This window comes from Vibrio sp. SSH13-20, from assembly GCF_040104475.1.
In the GTDB taxonomy this organism is placed as follows: Bacteria; Pseudomonadota; Gammaproteobacteria; order Enterobacterales; family Vibrionaceae; genus Vibrio; species Vibrio harveyi.
In genome coordinates this window covers 623,517-638,982 of record NZ_JBECOU010000002.1, presented here as the reverse complement: position 1 = coordinate 638,982, position 15,466 = coordinate 623,517, and the positions used below count along the sequence as shown (strand labels likewise).

The following is a 15,466-nucleotide window of genomic DNA, read 5'->3' as shown; positions in this document are numbered from 1 at the left end:
CGTTACCCTATACCCAAGTGACTTCAAGATGCAGAATTCAGAGCGTTGTCATTGATTCGAGAGCAAGGAAAACAACGCTGTGTAATAGCCAGCTCTTCCCAAGTTGTTTGACGCGACCATTTGTTTGACTAAAAAAGCGAGTCAAAGACACGCTCCCAAAGGGCGCGCTTTGCAAATATAAGGGCCTTGGCTTGTATACTTTGTTGCCGATTCTTGATTTCGACCCACTAGACCTTTAAATCGCCGCCGCGTCTACAAACCAAGTCGTTCTCGCTGAACCTAGCATCTCGAGGTTATTTGGGTATATAACGCAGGTATAGAGCGTGCGCTTTGACTTAGCAGTAAACTCATTAGTACAGCTCAAGGCGTTATCATGGATCAACTTGTCAACTTGTCGTTCTTTACCAATGAGGTAGAACTTATTTAGTTGATTGAGCTCTGTTACATCTTCCAGTTTTTTCGCTTGTCCTTGGCTATAAAATTGACCAGAGAACGGACGTTTCCCAATGTAAAAAACAGGTGCATTGTCGGTGATCTCTGCAAATAGAATACGATCACTTCGGCTGTCTGCTTTGCCCATGTTTAAGACCAACATAGCGATCATAAGCAGCACAGGTAACACTGCTGCCGTGCCAGTAAGCCACTTAAAGTCATATTTATCCACTAACATTGCAATCAGGATACCCAATGCAGGAACACCTGGTAGCACGTAGGCCGGCAAAATGTTCCCTGCCATAGTGAACAAAACCATTGGCGAGATCAGCCAACACATTAAGAAACTAAACAAGCCTTGATGATCCGTTTCTATTGATTTGATTGTGTGTCGGCGCTTCCACACCAGAACAGGCAACACGAGCGACCATGGCGCAGCCGATTGCAGCCAGAATAGCCAAATCATGCCACGTGGTTGGTCATGAGCAGAACCATATAGGTCCCCTTCCCATCCACTTACGACAAAGCGTTTAAAGTGCTCACCAACAATGAAATAATCAATGAACCCCGGCGTCGCCATCTCCGCCATGATGTACCAAGGCAGTGCGATCGCCAACATCAACGCTAAGCCTGAAATCAATGGAAAACGCTGCCACAAAGCTTTAAAAGCACCAAAAAAGCCATGCTGAATAACCAGCCAAGGAAAGACAGCAATCCCCATGATAACAATCGCAACTGGACCTTTTGCGAGTAACCCACACGCCAGACCGAAGAACCCCAGATAGCCCCAAAGTTGGCTGTGTTTGTCTTTTCCGAGCCAACAATAATAAAAGCCAAACATAGCCATTGTCATAGCTAACGTGAGTGCCATATCCGTCATCACCGCGCCCGCTGCAATCGAGAAAATGCCACATGTTGCCAACACTAACGATGCGACAAGCGCACTAAAACCAGCACGGTGCGCCATGGCTGCAACAAAAATAATAGTCGCGACACCCGCTAACCAATGAGGTGCACGCACCGCAAACTCATTTAGCCCAAATAACTCAATGCCATACGCACTCATCCAAGTAAACAGAGGTGGCTTACCCCAAAATGGCACGCCGTAATCAAATTGTGGGGTGAGCCAATTACCTGTCTCCACCATCAAACGCGCCATTTCGCCATAGCGAGCTTCTGTCGTATCCATAAGTGGATACGTAGCCAAAGAAATAAGGCGAAGTAACAACGCGAACGCCAACAACAGCCATAGGTGGGTTTTATTAATACTCATGACTACGCAGATTCTCCAAATTTAAACTTCATAGCTTGGATGGTTTGATGTTTTGCTGGTCGCTCGAAAACAGACTGGATAAGGTAAAGAGGTCGTTGCTTGGTTTCGATGAAAATGCGCCCGATGTATTCACCAAGCAATCCGATAGAGAGCAATTGGACACCACCAAGTGCGAGTTGAACCACCATCATGGATGGATAGCCGGAAACTGGCTCTCCAAATACGACCGTTTTCATCACAATGAATGCGCCGTAGATAAATGCACTGAACGCAACTAACGCACCTGCAAGCGTTGCTAGGCGTAAAGGACGGATAGAAAAGGAAGTAATACCGTCCATCGCGAGTCCGATCAGCTTGAGGTAATTCCATTTGGTTTCACCGCAAAAGCGAGCATCACGTTCAAACGGCACCGTAACTTGCTTAAATCCAGGCCAAGAAAAAATGCCCTTCATATAGCGATTACGTTCTGGCAGAGCATTGATGTGTTTGACAACGTTGGCGCTTAATAAGCGAAAGTCTCCAACATTTTCCGGAACATCAAGCTTCGCCATACTGTTTAGGACTTTGTAAAAGCACGCCGCTGAAAAGCGCTTAAACCATGTCTCGCCATGGCGTTCGCTGCGCTGCATGTTGACCACGTCGTAACCTTCACGCCACTTAGATAGCATCTTTGGAATAAGCTCTGGTGGATCTTGTAGGTCGGCATCAATCACGATCACAGCTTCGCCATGACAATGCTCAAGACCGGCACTCATCGCCGATTCCTTACCAAAGTTACGGCTAAGTGCTAGACAGCGAACGTCGCTAGAAGATTGAGAAAAGTTTTGCGCAATCATTAAACTGTCGTCTTTGCTACCGTCATCGACATACACGATTTCACATCGCTCAGGTATGTCATCCAATACTGCTGTAAGACGACGATGGAATTCTGGCAAGACTTCTTGCTCGTTAAAGAATGGCACCACAACAGACAAGACTGTTTTAGGCTCAGCGTGTTGGCTCACCTTTGAAAAGGTTGCGGCGTGAATGTTGAAGGTTGACATGCTACTCTTCCACTAAATCCAATGAATGGATGCAGTCTACAAGTCACCATGTGAAAGAGATGTTGTTGACATCTTTTTCACACCCTTAGTGCATAATGTTCTGTTAAGAAAAGTCCCTAATTTCCAAAACCTGCCAAATTGGAGAGAAATACATGAAACGCGTACTTTTGGTCGAAGACAATCGAGAAATTGCAGGCATGCTGTTCGACTATTTTGAGTGTGCGGGTATGGAACTCGATTACGCTGACAATGGCGAGCTAGGTCTGAAATTAGCGATGGAAAATACCTTCGATATTATTCTGCTTGATCTAATGCTACCTCGCATGGATGGCTTGACTGTATGCAATAAATTACGCGAAGCAGGCAACAATACGCCTGTATTGATGCTCACCGCACTCGACAGTCGAGACGACATGTTAAAAGGTTTCAACCACGGTGCGGATGACTATCTGACAAAACCTTTCGATCTAGACATATTGGAAGCACGCATGACCGCTTTGATTCGCCGTTATCGTGGTACGGTCGCGTCTTGCAAGTTAACCTATGGTGAAGTCTCAATCGATCAGAAAACCCGTAAAGCGTATCGCCAAGATAAGCTTCTCGCCCTCAATCCGACCACTTATACGATTTTGGAAATGTTGGTGAAGAACGCACCTGATGTCGTCACTCGCGAAGACATTGCATTTCGCCTATGGCAAGAGAACGAGCCGAACAACGACGTACTGCGCAGCCATATCTACCAACTGCGAAACCAAGTTGATAAGCCGTTCGAACAACATGTGCTCATTACGGTTCCAAAAGTTGGCTTCCGCTTGGAGACAGGAGCATGATCAACCGCTTACTTGCCAGTACGCAAAGCACACAAAGTATGACAGGGCGACTCGCTCTGTTTTTTTCTTTCGTTTCTGTCGTTATCGGTATTTTCTGCTTTGCACTCATCACTGGTGCTCTTTTATGGTCAGAAGATCGTGTCGGCGAGCGCCGGATCATGATCGATAAAAAAGAGGCGATCGAACACTTTCAATCTCATCCAAATGCAGGCGTTATACAATTAGACCTATTGACCACCGCCTACAACGACATTGCCTTAGTACCTGCCCCATTTCAGAAGTATTTAATAGGTAAAAAACATTTTTTGGATGAAGTCGGGGATGAGCCAAGTTCAAGAATGATTTATATGAGCACCTACACCAGTAAAGGTGTAGAGCATCCAGTAATCCTCGTATCCCTGATTGATGAAATCGAAATTACCACCGAAGAGTTCATCATGGTGGTTGCTATGGTGCTGTCTATCGTCGCAATCTTGGTGTTCTTGTTTGGTAGCTTGTTACTGCGGTTATCACAACGCTTGATCGAGCCTGTTAACGCCCTAAAAACGCAACTTGACCAACACCAAGGTGATCCAACCCAAACCTTTAGTGTGCCGGAAAGTTCGGCAAAAGAGTTTCAAACCTTAGCGGATGAGCTTAATGAGTATCGCCGTAAGATCAATCAAGTCATCAAGCGGGAGCAAGCTTTTGCACGTTATGCAAGCCATGAACTACGCACACCATTGACGGTAATGAAAGGCTCAAGCAGTTTATTGGCGAGAAGCGCCAGTACGGATTTTCAAACGCGACAGGTTCATCGTATTCAAGATGCAACGCAACAAATGTCGACGATGGTTGACGCCCTACTCGGCTTAGTGCGATATGAACGTAATACAGACGACTCACCCGTACGAAGCATTAGCGAAGAAGAGCTCACACAAATTATTGCGCAAAGTCAGGCGCAAGCGGATGAGAAAGCACTCAGTTTTGATGTGCAGATAGACGGTAACCCCAAAACGCGCGCTACCAATGCAGTCTTGACCATCATTCTTGGTAACTTGATTCGAAATGGCATTGCGGCAACGCCATATGGGGCGATCCATATTGGCATGAACGAGGATACCATTTGGGTTCGTGATGAAGGGGAAGGTTTTTCCAGTATCCCTCATTCAGAAGGGCATGGGTTGGGTTTAATGATTGTGGATGACCTGTGTCACCGCTACGGCTGGCAATTTGACATCGGAACTCACCCAGACGGTGGGTGCGAAGCCGTTATAAATCTTGCATTGGAACATCAAACCTAGCCAAGTGCATTCCACCCTCAGACCAAGGCACCGACTTTGCACTATCGTCTGATGACGACTCCTGTGCGTCGATGCCTTTCGACTCCAAGCGTTGTAGAGTTAGGCGTTGTATAGAGATGCAGCTAGCGTACTCAATCGCTGATGCTTCTCAGAGCCCACCTCAGACGCGTCACCGACAGAAAGTAAATCTTCGATAAAGCACGCCAATGCCCTCGTCTCGATTGCTCTGATGGCTGCTTGCTGCTCGTCCGATAAATATCCGTAAATGCTCGCCGCGCCAAAGTCACCAAAAATCATCTGCCCTTGCGCGTTAACCAATGTGTTGTGAGCGTATAGATCACCATGACACACCTTGTTGTCATGCAGATGATTAAACACATCTACCATCTGCTCTACAATCAGTTCAATTTGAGTCATCGTCAACTTGAAGCCTTCTGGGAAGGTGTCTCTAGTACAAGTTTCAAGAGTTGGTGGCAAACCCAAGTTGTAGTAGCTGTTTGGTATCAGCTCCATCACTAGAGCAAGCTCAGTACCGTCATCCACTTGCGCGATAGATTTGACCAAGTTGTCATGATGACCAGCTTGTAAACATGCTTCAAGTTCATCATGAGGGAAACCATCACTGGTGACCTCACCCTTGAACACTTTCACCGCCACTTCACTCGGGAAGTCATATTGAGCGTCAGTCCAGTTCGCGTGAGAAATCACACCACTCGCACCTTGACCAAGAACATGGTTAAGCGAGTAACTGCTTGTGGTCACTTTAGGCACACTGTCTAGCGAAGATGGATGCTTGCAGAATGGGTTACCTGCGAAAGCCAACCACGCCAACTTAGGCAGCTTCATCAATACATCCGGGAAGTACTCTAACTGGTTCGCAGATAAACGAATCAATTCCAAGTTGACCAAGTTTTCCATGCTGTTTGGCAGTTGCTTGATGCGATTGCCCGCCAGAGCAAGCTTTCTTAGGCGCGACCTTTCACCCAGACTGTTTGGAAGAACTTCAATCTCATTGTCTGTCAGGATCAGCCAGCGTAACTGAGTTGGTAGTGACGCTTCACTTACCTCTTTAATTTTGTTGGTTTTAAACCCAACCATCTCTAGGCTTGGAAGCTTTCCCAACACCTCTGGTAAGTGCGTGAACAGGTTGTTCGAAGCAAAAATGATTTTTAGCTTGGTAAGCTTTTCTAATTCTTGTGGTAATTCAGACAGTGCATTGCCAGATAAATCTAATACTTCAAGCGTGTCTGCAAGCTCTAAAATTTCCATAGGAAACTCTGTCAGCCCTTCCGCCAACTTTAGTTGTTTAATTCCTACTAATTGTCCTGTTTTTAATTGTTCTAGAGTCTGCAAAACCAAGCCTTCTGATTGAATAGAAATAAGCGGCGTAGTTTACGTGGCTTGAGGCAGAAAGGCGAGCCATGGAATATCGTCTTATTAAAGAAACCCATTGTGCTTATGATAGAGCATCAGGAATAACCGAATCTGATGCTCTGAAACCCAGCCTTTTTATCTGGGTTTAATGGCGTTACACTACGCGCCATTTTTAACGGCAAGGTCGCGTGGTTGGACACGTCAGCAGTAGCATGAAACTCTCTGAAAGCCCGATAACTCAACATAACTTTAATGGTCACACGTTTTTTCTTAAGCGTGATGACATGCTGCATTCTCACTTTTCTGGGAACAAAGCACGTAAATTTATGGCGTTGATGGAAACACAGAACAGCGATACCAAAACGCTCATCAGCTACGGCTCAGCTCAATCCAATGCGATGTATTCTCTTGCCGCTCTGGCGCAAATCAAAGGCTGGAACTTCGAGTTCTATGTTCAACATATTCCGTCTTGGCTTAAAGACTCCCCTATCGGCAACTATCGAGGTGCGCTTGATTTAGGTATGAGCATCACCGCGATGCAAGACCTTGGTTCAACACTGCATCCAACCGAATACATCGAGCAAGTACGAGGCTTGGACGATACGACCTTGGTCGTCCCGGAAGGTGGTAAAGCGAAGATTGCCGAAGCTGGGGTAAAACAACTAGCGAGAGAGCTGCTTGATTGGACACGCCTTGAAGGCAGAAAACAGTTTGTAGTGGCGTTACCATCGGGAACCGGAACCACCGCACTGTACTTAAGTAAACACTTAAAACCTCATGGAATCGAGGTCGTGACCTGTGCTTGTGTGGGTGATGCGCACTACCTCACTGAGCAATTCAACACGCTAGAAACCGAAAATCACCCTACTATTCTCTCAGTACGCGATAAACATCATTTCGGTCGTTTATACCAAAGTGATTACGAGACGTGGAATGCGCTCTACGATCAAACCAACCTAGAATTCGATCTACTGTATGACCCTTACATGTGGCAATGCCTACAGCCGTGGTTGGCAGAGAATGAAGATAAGACGTTGATTTATATCCACCAAGGTGGGTTACTTGGCAACGAATCGATGTTGCCAAGGTATCAACGAGAATTTGAATAAACGAAGTAGCGCTACTTAACGAAGTCGTGCTACTTAATAAGCGCTAGGATAGATTTGAACTCTGGCGCTCTGCAATCTTCTACCATTTCATACAAGCACATCTCTACGCTCGTCAGACCGACTCCGTTTGCGGTTAACTTTGCTAGTGCCAGTGCTTTGTTTGCCGCTGTTCGCGAAGAGACGCAATCGGTCACAAGCTCCACTTTGAAGCCCATTTGACGCAGCGATACCGCCGTTTGATATACGCAAATATGCGCTTCGATACCACAAACTAACCACGTATCAACATTGGCGTTTTCTACTGCAAGTTTGAATGTTGGTTCTTTCACACCATCAAAAGTGTACTTTGCGATCGGCAAGTGCGCCTTATCCAACACCTCTCGGATCGGTTCTACTGTTGGTCCCAAACGTTCCGGATTTTGCTCAAGCCAAACAATCGGTAAATTCAGAGCTTTCGCGCCTTTGACTAATTTGGTGGTGCTTTCAATCAAGGCTTCACTTTCGTGCATCAAGGTTGCGAGTTTACCTTGTACATCGACAACAATAAGACCAGTTGTATTTTTCGATAGCATTCTTATCTCCTTTGCGGGCTTGAAGCGCCTTTCTTTGTTGCTCCAAGCTTTCGAACATAATCAATGTATACCCAAGTAACCTCGAAATGCTAGGTTCAGCGAGAATGACTTGGTTTGTAGACGCGGCGGCGATTTAAAGATCTAGTCATTCTAAATCAAGAATCGGTATCTCCGCCGTCAAGCAAAGTGACAAAGTGACTGTCTGCTCACGCTATTTGAATTTTTCTCTAAACAAATCAATCAATGCCTTTACCTTATTGGGTAAGAACAAATTAGAAGGATAAATCAGTGTCAAATGCTGCTTAGGGTGGGTAAATTCCGGCAAAACCTCGACCAGCTTACCGTCCTCCAGCGCTGGCTTTGAATGCACCTGTGGAATAAAGGCGATGCCATTACCAGCAATCGCCATTAGACGTAGCAAATTTAAATCGTCCGATCTCACAGCGACATGAAGTTCAGGGTCTAACAAATCGGCGTTGTAGCGATTTGTTAGCAAACGGTGATGCTTTAAATCTTCCATACTTTGCAGCGGTGGATGCGCTTCAAGGTAAGCTTGAGATGCAACGAAGTGGCTACGATATGGCAACAAGCTGAATTGAACGTAACTGTCATCAGACACTTTGGCCACACTCGGTAGGAGTTGTAGATCGAACGCTTGGCGCTTGAGATCCACACTCTCTTGATGGTTTTCAATCTCAACCGACATCTCAGGATAACGCGTGGTGTACTCGTTTATAATCCAGTTAAATGCTGCCGAGCTCATCAAGGCGGATGGAATCGCGACACGCACTTTCCCCGTCAACTCTTGTTGATATTCATGCATGACATTCAAGCCTTGCTGAATATGTTCTATCGGTTGCCCAACCAATTCAAACAAACGCTTACCATGTTCGGTTAACTCTATCGTTCGTGTTGTACGGATCAATAATGGGCAGCCTAAGGCTTTCTCTAATTCCTGCAAGCGACGGCTTACTTTTGAGCGCTGCAATTGATTTGCCTGCGCTGCCGCGCTAATGCCACCGTGCACCACGGTTTGGCTAAACAAGTGAAGATCATCAAAGCTTACGTTCATTGTCCTACTTTTAGGTCGCTCATGCACTTATTGCCATTCTACTGAACTGTGACTAACTTCTCTATAATCCTTTGTCTTATTTGCTTGTTAGCCCCATAAATTCAGGTATCAGTTATGACAGCGGATCATAAATTCAAACACTGGATGCGAACACTTATTGTCCTGTTCATTGTACTATTTTTCTACATTATTATTGCCGACCGCCACGCACCTATCACCACCGAAGGTCGAGTGCAGGGTTATGTGGTGCAAGTTGCACCTGAAGTCTCAGGAAAAGTGACCGACGTACTGATTGAAAATAACCAGTCAGTTCACCAAGGTGATGTCCTATTCAAGATTGACGATAGAAAATACAAGATTGCTCTAGAGCAAGCCAAACTGTCTCTACAATCGGCATATGAAAAAGAAGCGACCCTTTACTCTCAACGTGAAGCTGCGCAAGCAAACATTGCGCGCGCCGAAGCGACTTATAACAACGCTCATCGTGAGTACACACGATTACAAAAGCTGTCTAAACAAAAGGTGATTTCACAATCCACGCTAGACAACGCTTACGCGCAAAACCAAGTCTCTCGCGCGGCACTTAAAGCCGAACAACAAAACCTGAAAGTGATTGAAGCGCAACTGGGGGATAAAAAAGGGCAAAGCACTGCGGTACGTATTGCCCAGAATGGCATTGAAAAAGCCCAGCTCGATCTTGCCAATACGGCAGTCATGGCACCAAGCGACGGCGTTGTAACGAACTTACAGTTAGAAGTAGGTACCATGGCAAACACTAATATGCCAATGCTGACATTTGTCCCAACTGGTTCTATGTGGGTTGCAGCAGATTTTCGAGAAAAATCCGTCGCAGGAGTTGATAAAAACTATCACGCAATGGTGGCGTTCGATGCCAATCCAGGCTCAGTATACGATTTCGATTTATCCAGCCGTGATTATGGTGTCGCTGCGGCGCAACAAACGCCGAACGGTGCACTGACCAAAGTAGAAGTAAACAATCGCTGGGTACGTGATGCGCAGCGCACTCGCGTTAATTTGACCAGCCAAGAGGCGCTTCCTTCATCGTTATTCGTCGGTTCACGTGCCACCATTGTGCTTTACCCAGACAACAGTCCATTCTGGGAACTGATGGCACAAGCACAGATCCACCTCGCAAGCTGGTTCCACTTTATCTATTAGGTGGCAGTGATGAAGACACTACGTATTTGGTTTGGCTGCTCAATGGGATTGGCATTGAGCATGATCTTTGGTTGGTCTTACGGCTTTTTTGCCATCATGCTGCCATTGTTCGTTCTTGGACGCATGGACCACTTCAGCTTACCCTTAGTTTTGATGGTCTTCTTCTCCGCAATTTGGACCACAGTACAAGCGACCTTTATTCTTGAATACCTTCAGTTTCATCCCTTACTAATGTTTGCTGCGGTGGGCATTATGATGTTGTTTAAGTGCGTTGCAATGATGAACCCAAAGACGTATTTATTTGGCTACATGGGGTTATTGGTTGGCTCGATTGTTCTGAACTTTGCTAGCTACGATTTCATGGATATTGAAGAGTTCAACGTCAATCTTTGGGTGATCTCTTTCAGTAACATCTTCGTTTGTGCTCTCGCTTATTGGTTATTCCCAGAGCCAGAGTCGAAGATCTTGCAAACAGAAATGACCACGCCAGTAAAAAGCGATATCGACTACATCAGCCAAGTTGCTATGGGTTGGGTGGTAGCAATGGCGGCATTTTTGGTGTTCCAAATAGGTGATTTGTACGACTCGCTTTCGGCGCAGGCTTCGATCCTCATCATCCTAACGCCAATGACACTGGCAGGCTCAATGGCCATGGCGAAAATCCGTATCATCGGTACAGCGCTAGGTTGTATCGCGGGTATGGCGGTGCAGTTAATCTTGGGCAGTTGGTTTGGCTACGGTCTGTTGTTTTGGCTGGCGTTTACTATTGCAATGGGACCTTTCTGCTTATGGCTAACGAAAGGTCAGGTCAAAGCAGCTATCGCCTTCTCGGCAATGTCAGCGTTATCTGTACCACTCACCACTTCCTTAGTGCCTGAACAGAAAGACGCATTCTTCTCCATCTTGTACCGTTTTAGTTCGATATTCGTAGCAGTGCTGCTGACCGCCATGGTGATGTGGGTAGTACACCACTGGATTCGCGTGATGTTATTGAAGCATCCTGAGGTGAAGAACGTGGAATTGAATTAAGCCTTGTCTGAGGCGGAAAACGAAGTATGCCGCTCATTTTACTGTGAGCGGCATTCGAGCTTTATATCCCGTAATGCTTAACTAAGGTTACGCGCTTAAGCCTGAAGTGAGCTCATCAAACTCAATAGCGATTGTCGCTGTTCATTGGGAAGTGCTGCAAATAACGTTGCCATTTCACCAAAAAACTCGGGGCCCATTGCGGCAACCAGCGCTAGCCCTTGTTTTGACAACGATATTTTAACTGAGCGCTTATCAACTAAATCATGTTTTCGGACGACAAGCTCTTTTGCTTCTAAGCGCTCCAATCGGTTTGATAGTGCGCCTGAAGATGGCAATAATGTCTGCTCTTTGAGTGCTTTTGCCGTCAGCTCATAAGGCTCGCCAGAACGGTATAATGTCGCTAAAACATCAAACTCCGACGGGTTTAGTCCATGCTTCTTGCAAAAGTGGCTTCTGGCGTCAGAAAGTGAAGTACCAAACCGAACAAACAATGTCACAAGTTCAATAACATTTCCGTCCAACTCTTGGTTTATCGATAGCCACTGTTCTGCAACTTGCTTGCTCGTCATGCTCAAAATAATGAATCCGTGTAATAACGCTCTATACCATTCTACTCTTGCTGCTTATCACCACTGTGCCATACACGGCGATGCTGCTTTTTAAAAACAAGCTTTGCATCGAAGTAGAGAACTTCAAGAATAAGACCGAACGTAAATAGTACCATTACTGAAATTGCGAAAACATCTACGAAAAAGCCTATTAGGGTTTTAATTACTGCTTTTACCAAATCCAACACCTTCATCACCTCTTATTTCACTCATGCTTTTACTCCTTTCTCTTGCCTGACGTCCGCATGATCTGATTTTAGATTCAGCAGATCAGAGAAAAGATCAATTAAGGTGACTTTAACCTCATTTTATGTTTAAGTAAATTATGTTTACTTAAACATAATTTACTTAAAACTGGATCGAGGCAACGCATGAAAATCATCTTGGCAATCTTAGCGCCCTTACTTTGGGGAACGACTTACGCCGTCGTTTCATCAGAGTTTGTGGGTTGGTCACCTTTTGCACTAGCAGTATGGAGAGCCCTACCTGCTGGCTTCATCCTATTGATTTTAAAGCCAACTATGCCCAAGTTATCAGAGCTCCCTGCTCTGCTTTTAATTGGCTTCCTTAATATTGCGTTGTTTTTTGGTTTGTTATTCGCTGCAGCACTGCGACTGCCTAGCACTTTGGTTGGAGTAGGCATGATCGCTTTGCCTGTTGTGAGCTTGGCAATCATGGGGATCGCGCATCAAATCAAACCCTCCATGATCCAATTGATGTCGGCAATGGTGCTATTGGCGTGTTCCACTTATCTATTCTTAACCAGCCGCGCACCCATCAGCCTATCAGCGGTATTACTCTTGGTTGGTGCCATGAGTGCATTGATTGCAGGAAGCGTTGTTGCTAAACACGTGATGAAGAAAATCCATTGGTGGAAGTTACTGACATGGAAGCTCATCTTTGGCGGCATCATTTTATTGCCTCTCGCCTATTGGGATGTTTTTTCGGGGGGAATCATCACGGTTCCTTTATTGCCAGAGAACTTAGAACAATGGCTAGCGATGGGTTGGATTGTCATCGGGTTAACCTCAGTGGCCTACGGAGTTTATGTCTATACCATCCCTTTAATTACCACTAATGAGCTCAGCTTCTTTGGCACCTTTAACCCGATTCTGGCGATGATCTTAGGCGTCACGCTCATGGGAGATTCCCTGACTCACGTACAGATTGGTGTGATGACATTAATGGTCGTCTGCAACTTGATCGCCCAGTTCTTTGAATACAGGAAGAAGCTCCCTACTGAGCAGGAAGTAATCAATTATTAACCTCTGGTGTCGTTAACATTGTGCGTAAAGAAAAAACCAAGCACTCAGTCTTGGTTTTCTCTGTATCCTTAACTATCGATACAAAAATTAGTCAGCAATCTCGTTACGGATGATTTGCGCCCCTAAACTCAGTGCATTCAGCTTTGCAGTTGAAACTTCACGAGGTAAAGGTGCCATGCCACAGTTAGTACAAGGATAGAGTTTATCGGCATCGACATACTTAAGTGCTTCTCGTAGTGTATTTGCTACTTCTTCTGGCGTTTCAATCTCGTTGGTTGCCACATCAATTGCACCAACCATCACTTTCTTGCCACGGATCAGTTCAAGTAGTTCGATAGGCACGCGCGAGTTGTGACACTCAAGCGAGATAATATCGATGTTTGATTTTTGCAGTTTTGGGAACACTTCTTCGTACTGTCGCCATTCAGTGCCTAAAGTTTTCTTCCAATCCGTGTTAGCTTTGATGCCGTAGCCATAACAAATATGCACTGCCGTTTCGCATTTTAGTCCTTCGATAGCGCGCTCTAAGCAAGCAATACCCCAGTCATTCACGTCATCAAAAAAGACGTTAAATGCCGGCTCATCAAATTGGATAATGTCGACACCTGCCGCCTCAAGCTCTTTTGCTTCTTGATTAAGGATCTTGGCAAACTCCCATGCCAATTTTTCACGGCTTCCATAGTGAGCGTCGTAAAGCGTATCGATCATCGTCATTGGTCCCGGCAGCGCCCATTTGATCGGTTGTTTGGTTTGCTGGCGCAAGAACTTCGCATCTTCCACAAACACGGGTTTGGTTCGGCTTACTGGACCTACAACCGTCGGCACGCTCGCATCATAGCGGTTACGGATAGTCACAGTTTTTCGGTTCTCAAAGTCTACGCCACTAAGGTGTTCAATAAATGTCGTCACAAAGTGTTGGCGAGTTTGCTCTCCGTCACTAACAATATCGACGCCTGCTAATTCTTGCTCTTGTAAAGAGACACGCAGCGCATCGCGTTTACCATCAATGAGTTCCTCGCCTTGCAGTTTCCATGGTGACCAAAGCGTTTCAGGCTCTGCAAGCCAAGATGGCTTAGGTAAGCTGCCTGCTGTTGAAGTCGGTAATAGTGTTTTCATCGTCATTCCCTTTCAAATTCTAAATTGATTACGCGTAAGCGGCAGACCATTGCTCAAGGATTGATTTATAAGGTTTAATGAAATGCTCCTCAGCAAATTTCCCTTGTTCAATTGCAAGCTGGCTGCGCTCTTCGCGGTCATAAACGATTTGGGTCAACGAGTGATCGAGGTTCTTCAAATTTGGCTGGTAACACTGCCCTGCTACCGCGTTCGCATTGTAAATCTCTGGTCGATAAATCTTTTGGAACGTCTCCATGGTACTGATGGTACTGATCAGCTCTAGGTTCGAATAGTCATTCAAAAGGTCACCGAAGAAGTAGAACGCCAACGGCGCGACACTGTTTGGCGGCATAAAGTAGCGCACTTGCAATCCCATCTTTTTGAAGTACTGCTCGGTTAGTGACGATTCATTTGGCTGGTATTCAAAGCCTAGAACCGGATGCTGGTTTTCCGTGCGGCGGTACACTTTATTGTCCGATACACTCAAGCAAATCACTGGCGGCTTCTGGAAATGTTGTTGGTACGATTCTGATTTCACAAAGGCTTTAAACAGCTTGCCATGCAGTTCACCAAAACCTGCTGGGATACTGAATTTCGGCTGGTCTTTATTGTGGTCCAACAGTAAAACACTAAAGTCATAGTCACGCACATAAGAAGAGAAGTTGTTGCCCACAATCCCCTCGATACGTTCGTTGGTTTTGCGGTCAACAATGTTGGTTTTAAGCACTTCGATGGAAGGGAATGCTTCACCACTGCCTTGGATATCCATATCAACCGAGATGATTTCTAATTCCACACAATAACGATCGCCAGTCGGGTTATCCCAATGTGCCAATGCATTAAAGCGGTTGTCGATCATTCGTAGTGCATTACGTAGGTTGTCTTGACGACTGCTTCCACGAGCCAAGTTTGCAAAGTTAGTGGTGATACGGGTGCTGTCTGACGGTTGGTAGTTCTCATCAAAACGAATGCTTTTGATAGCAAAGGTGAAATCGTTATTCATGGTGACTTGGTATCCTATTTCCTTAGATAAACGCTGACTGATTACTCGCTCTGTTCTTGGGGATGGTTTTGTTTTTTGATTATCCCAATCGTCAGTTTGTGCAGCGTTCTATCTTGAAGGATTCGGACCAAAAACAGCTGTACAGTGCCTGACACCAGAGCAGTCTGTTTTTTATACTTGCTTCATTGCGTGAAGAATATTGGTATTACTTCACGTTGAACATGAAAGAAATTCATGGCTTAGACAAAACCAGCCAACAAAGCGAATGAAAGTAATTA

The 15,466-nt window shown here is 45.5% G+C and carries 15 protein-coding genes; 6 read left to right on the top strand and 9 right to left on the bottom strand.

Annotation, left to right across the window (positions count from 1 at the left end; translation table 11 throughout):
- Positions 1 to 235: 235 nt before the first annotated feature.
- Positions 236 to 1,705, bottom strand: coding sequence for a glycosyltransferase family 39 protein (locus ABMY42_RS08155; RefSeq protein WP_005444982.1), 1,470 nt, complete (start codon positions 1,703 to 1,705; stop codon positions 236 to 238).
- Between the two features lie 2 nt (positions 1,706 to 1,707).
- A complete protein-coding gene (locus ABMY42_RS08150; protein WP_005444975.1) occupies positions 1,708 to 2,748 on the bottom strand; it encodes a glycosyltransferase family 2 protein in 1,041 nt (346 codons plus the stop codon).
- A 152-nt stretch (positions 2,749 to 2,900) separates the two neighbouring features.
- Between ABMY42_RS08150 and ABMY42_RS08145 the strand changes: the two genes are divergently transcribed.
- Positions 2,901 to 3,578: a response regulator transcription factor gene (locus tag ABMY42_RS08145; protein ID WP_017817883.1), complete on the top strand. Its 678-nt coding sequence runs from the start codon at positions 2,901 to 2,903 to the stop codon at positions 3,576 to 3,578.
- On the top strand, positions 3,575 to 4,861 hold the full coding sequence (locus tag ABMY42_RS08140) for a HAMP domain-containing sensor histidine kinase (RefSeq protein ID WP_009698434.1): 1,287 nt from the start codon (positions 3,575 to 3,577) through the stop codon (positions 4,859 to 4,861). Before ABMY42_RS08145 ends, ABMY42_RS08140 begins: the two co-directional genes overlap by 4 nt.
- A gap of 99 nt (positions 4,862 to 4,960) precedes the next feature.
- Here ABMY42_RS08140 and ABMY42_RS08135 read toward each other — a convergent pair whose 3' ends face one another.
- Positions 4,961 to 6,214: a leucine-rich repeat-containing protein kinase family protein gene (locus tag ABMY42_RS08135; protein WP_349266182.1), complete on the bottom strand. Its 1,254-nt coding sequence runs from the start codon at positions 6,212 to 6,214 to the stop codon at positions 4,961 to 4,963.
- A gap of 233 nt (positions 6,215 to 6,447) precedes the next feature.
- Here ABMY42_RS08135 and ABMY42_RS08130 point away from each other — a divergent pair, with 233 nt between their 5' ends.
- Positions 6,448 to 7,344, top strand: coding sequence for a 1-aminocyclopropane-1-carboxylate deaminase/D-cysteine desulfhydrase (locus ABMY42_RS08130; RefSeq protein ID WP_005444968.1), 897 nt, complete (start codon positions 6,448 to 6,450; stop codon positions 7,342 to 7,344).
- A 29-nt stretch (positions 7,345 to 7,373) separates the two neighbouring features.
- Here ABMY42_RS08130 and ABMY42_RS08125 read toward each other — a convergent pair whose 3' ends face one another.
- Together ABMY42_RS08125 and ABMY42_RS08120 are read right to left on the bottom strand one after the other, a co-directional pair.
- Positions 7,374 to 7,916, bottom strand: coding sequence for an isochorismatase family protein (locus ABMY42_RS08125; protein WP_009698436.1), 543 nt, complete (start codon positions 7,914 to 7,916; stop codon positions 7,374 to 7,376).
- A gap of 211 nt (positions 7,917 to 8,127) precedes the next feature.
- Entirely contained in the window at positions 8,128 to 8,988 is an 861-nt protein-coding gene (locus ABMY42_RS08120; RefSeq protein ID WP_005444964.1) for a LysR family transcriptional regulator, read from the bottom strand.
- 114 nt (positions 8,989 to 9,102) lie between these two features.
- Between ABMY42_RS08120 and ABMY42_RS08115 the strand changes: the two genes are divergently transcribed.
- Positions 9,103 to 10,167 (top strand): HlyD family secretion protein, encoded by a 1,065-nt coding sequence (locus ABMY42_RS08115; protein ID WP_005444962.1) that lies wholly within the window; start codon positions 9,103 to 9,105, stop codon positions 10,165 to 10,167.
- A gap of 9 nt (positions 10,168 to 10,176) precedes the next feature.
- Entirely contained in the window at positions 10,177 to 11,196 is a 1,020-nt protein-coding gene (locus tag ABMY42_RS08110) for a DUF2955 domain-containing protein (protein WP_005444960.1), read from the top strand.
- 95 nt (positions 11,197 to 11,291) lie between these two features.
- On the opposite strand, the gene ABMY42_RS08105 is transcribed toward ABMY42_RS08110, so the two are convergent.
- Together ABMY42_RS08105 and ABMY42_RS08100 are read right to left on the bottom strand one after the other, a co-directional pair.
- The gene (locus ABMY42_RS08105; protein WP_009699875.1) at positions 11,292 to 11,765 is read right to left on the bottom strand and encodes a MarR family transcriptional regulator; all 474 of its coding nucleotides are present in this window, start codon (positions 11,763 to 11,765) and stop codon (positions 11,292 to 11,294) included.
- Between the two features lie 41 nt (positions 11,766 to 11,806).
- Positions 11,807 to 11,998, bottom strand: coding sequence for a hypothetical protein (locus ABMY42_RS08100; protein WP_005444950.1), 192 nt, complete (start codon positions 11,996 to 11,998; stop codon positions 11,807 to 11,809).
- Positions 11,999 to 12,175: 177 nt separating this feature from the next.
- Here ABMY42_RS08100 and ABMY42_RS08095 point away from each other — a divergent pair, with 177 nt between their 5' ends.
- Entirely contained in the window at positions 12,176 to 13,069 is an 894-nt protein-coding gene (locus ABMY42_RS08095; protein WP_269991537.1) for a DMT family transporter, read from the top strand.
- 87 nt (positions 13,070 to 13,156) lie between these two features.
- Here the strand turns inward: ABMY42_RS08095 and ABMY42_RS08090 are convergent, their stop codons facing one another.
- Positions 13,157 to 14,185, bottom strand: a complete 1,029-nt coding sequence (locus ABMY42_RS08090; protein WP_005444948.1) for a methionine synthase — start codon at positions 14,183 to 14,185, stop codon at positions 13,157 to 13,159.
- A gap of 28 nt (positions 14,186 to 14,213) precedes the next feature.
- Positions 14,214 to 15,188 (bottom strand): DUF1852 domain-containing protein, encoded by a 975-nt coding sequence (locus ABMY42_RS08085; protein WP_050907086.1) that lies wholly within the window; start codon positions 15,186 to 15,188, stop codon positions 14,214 to 14,216.
- Between the last annotated feature and the right edge of the window lie 278 nt (positions 15,189 to 15,466).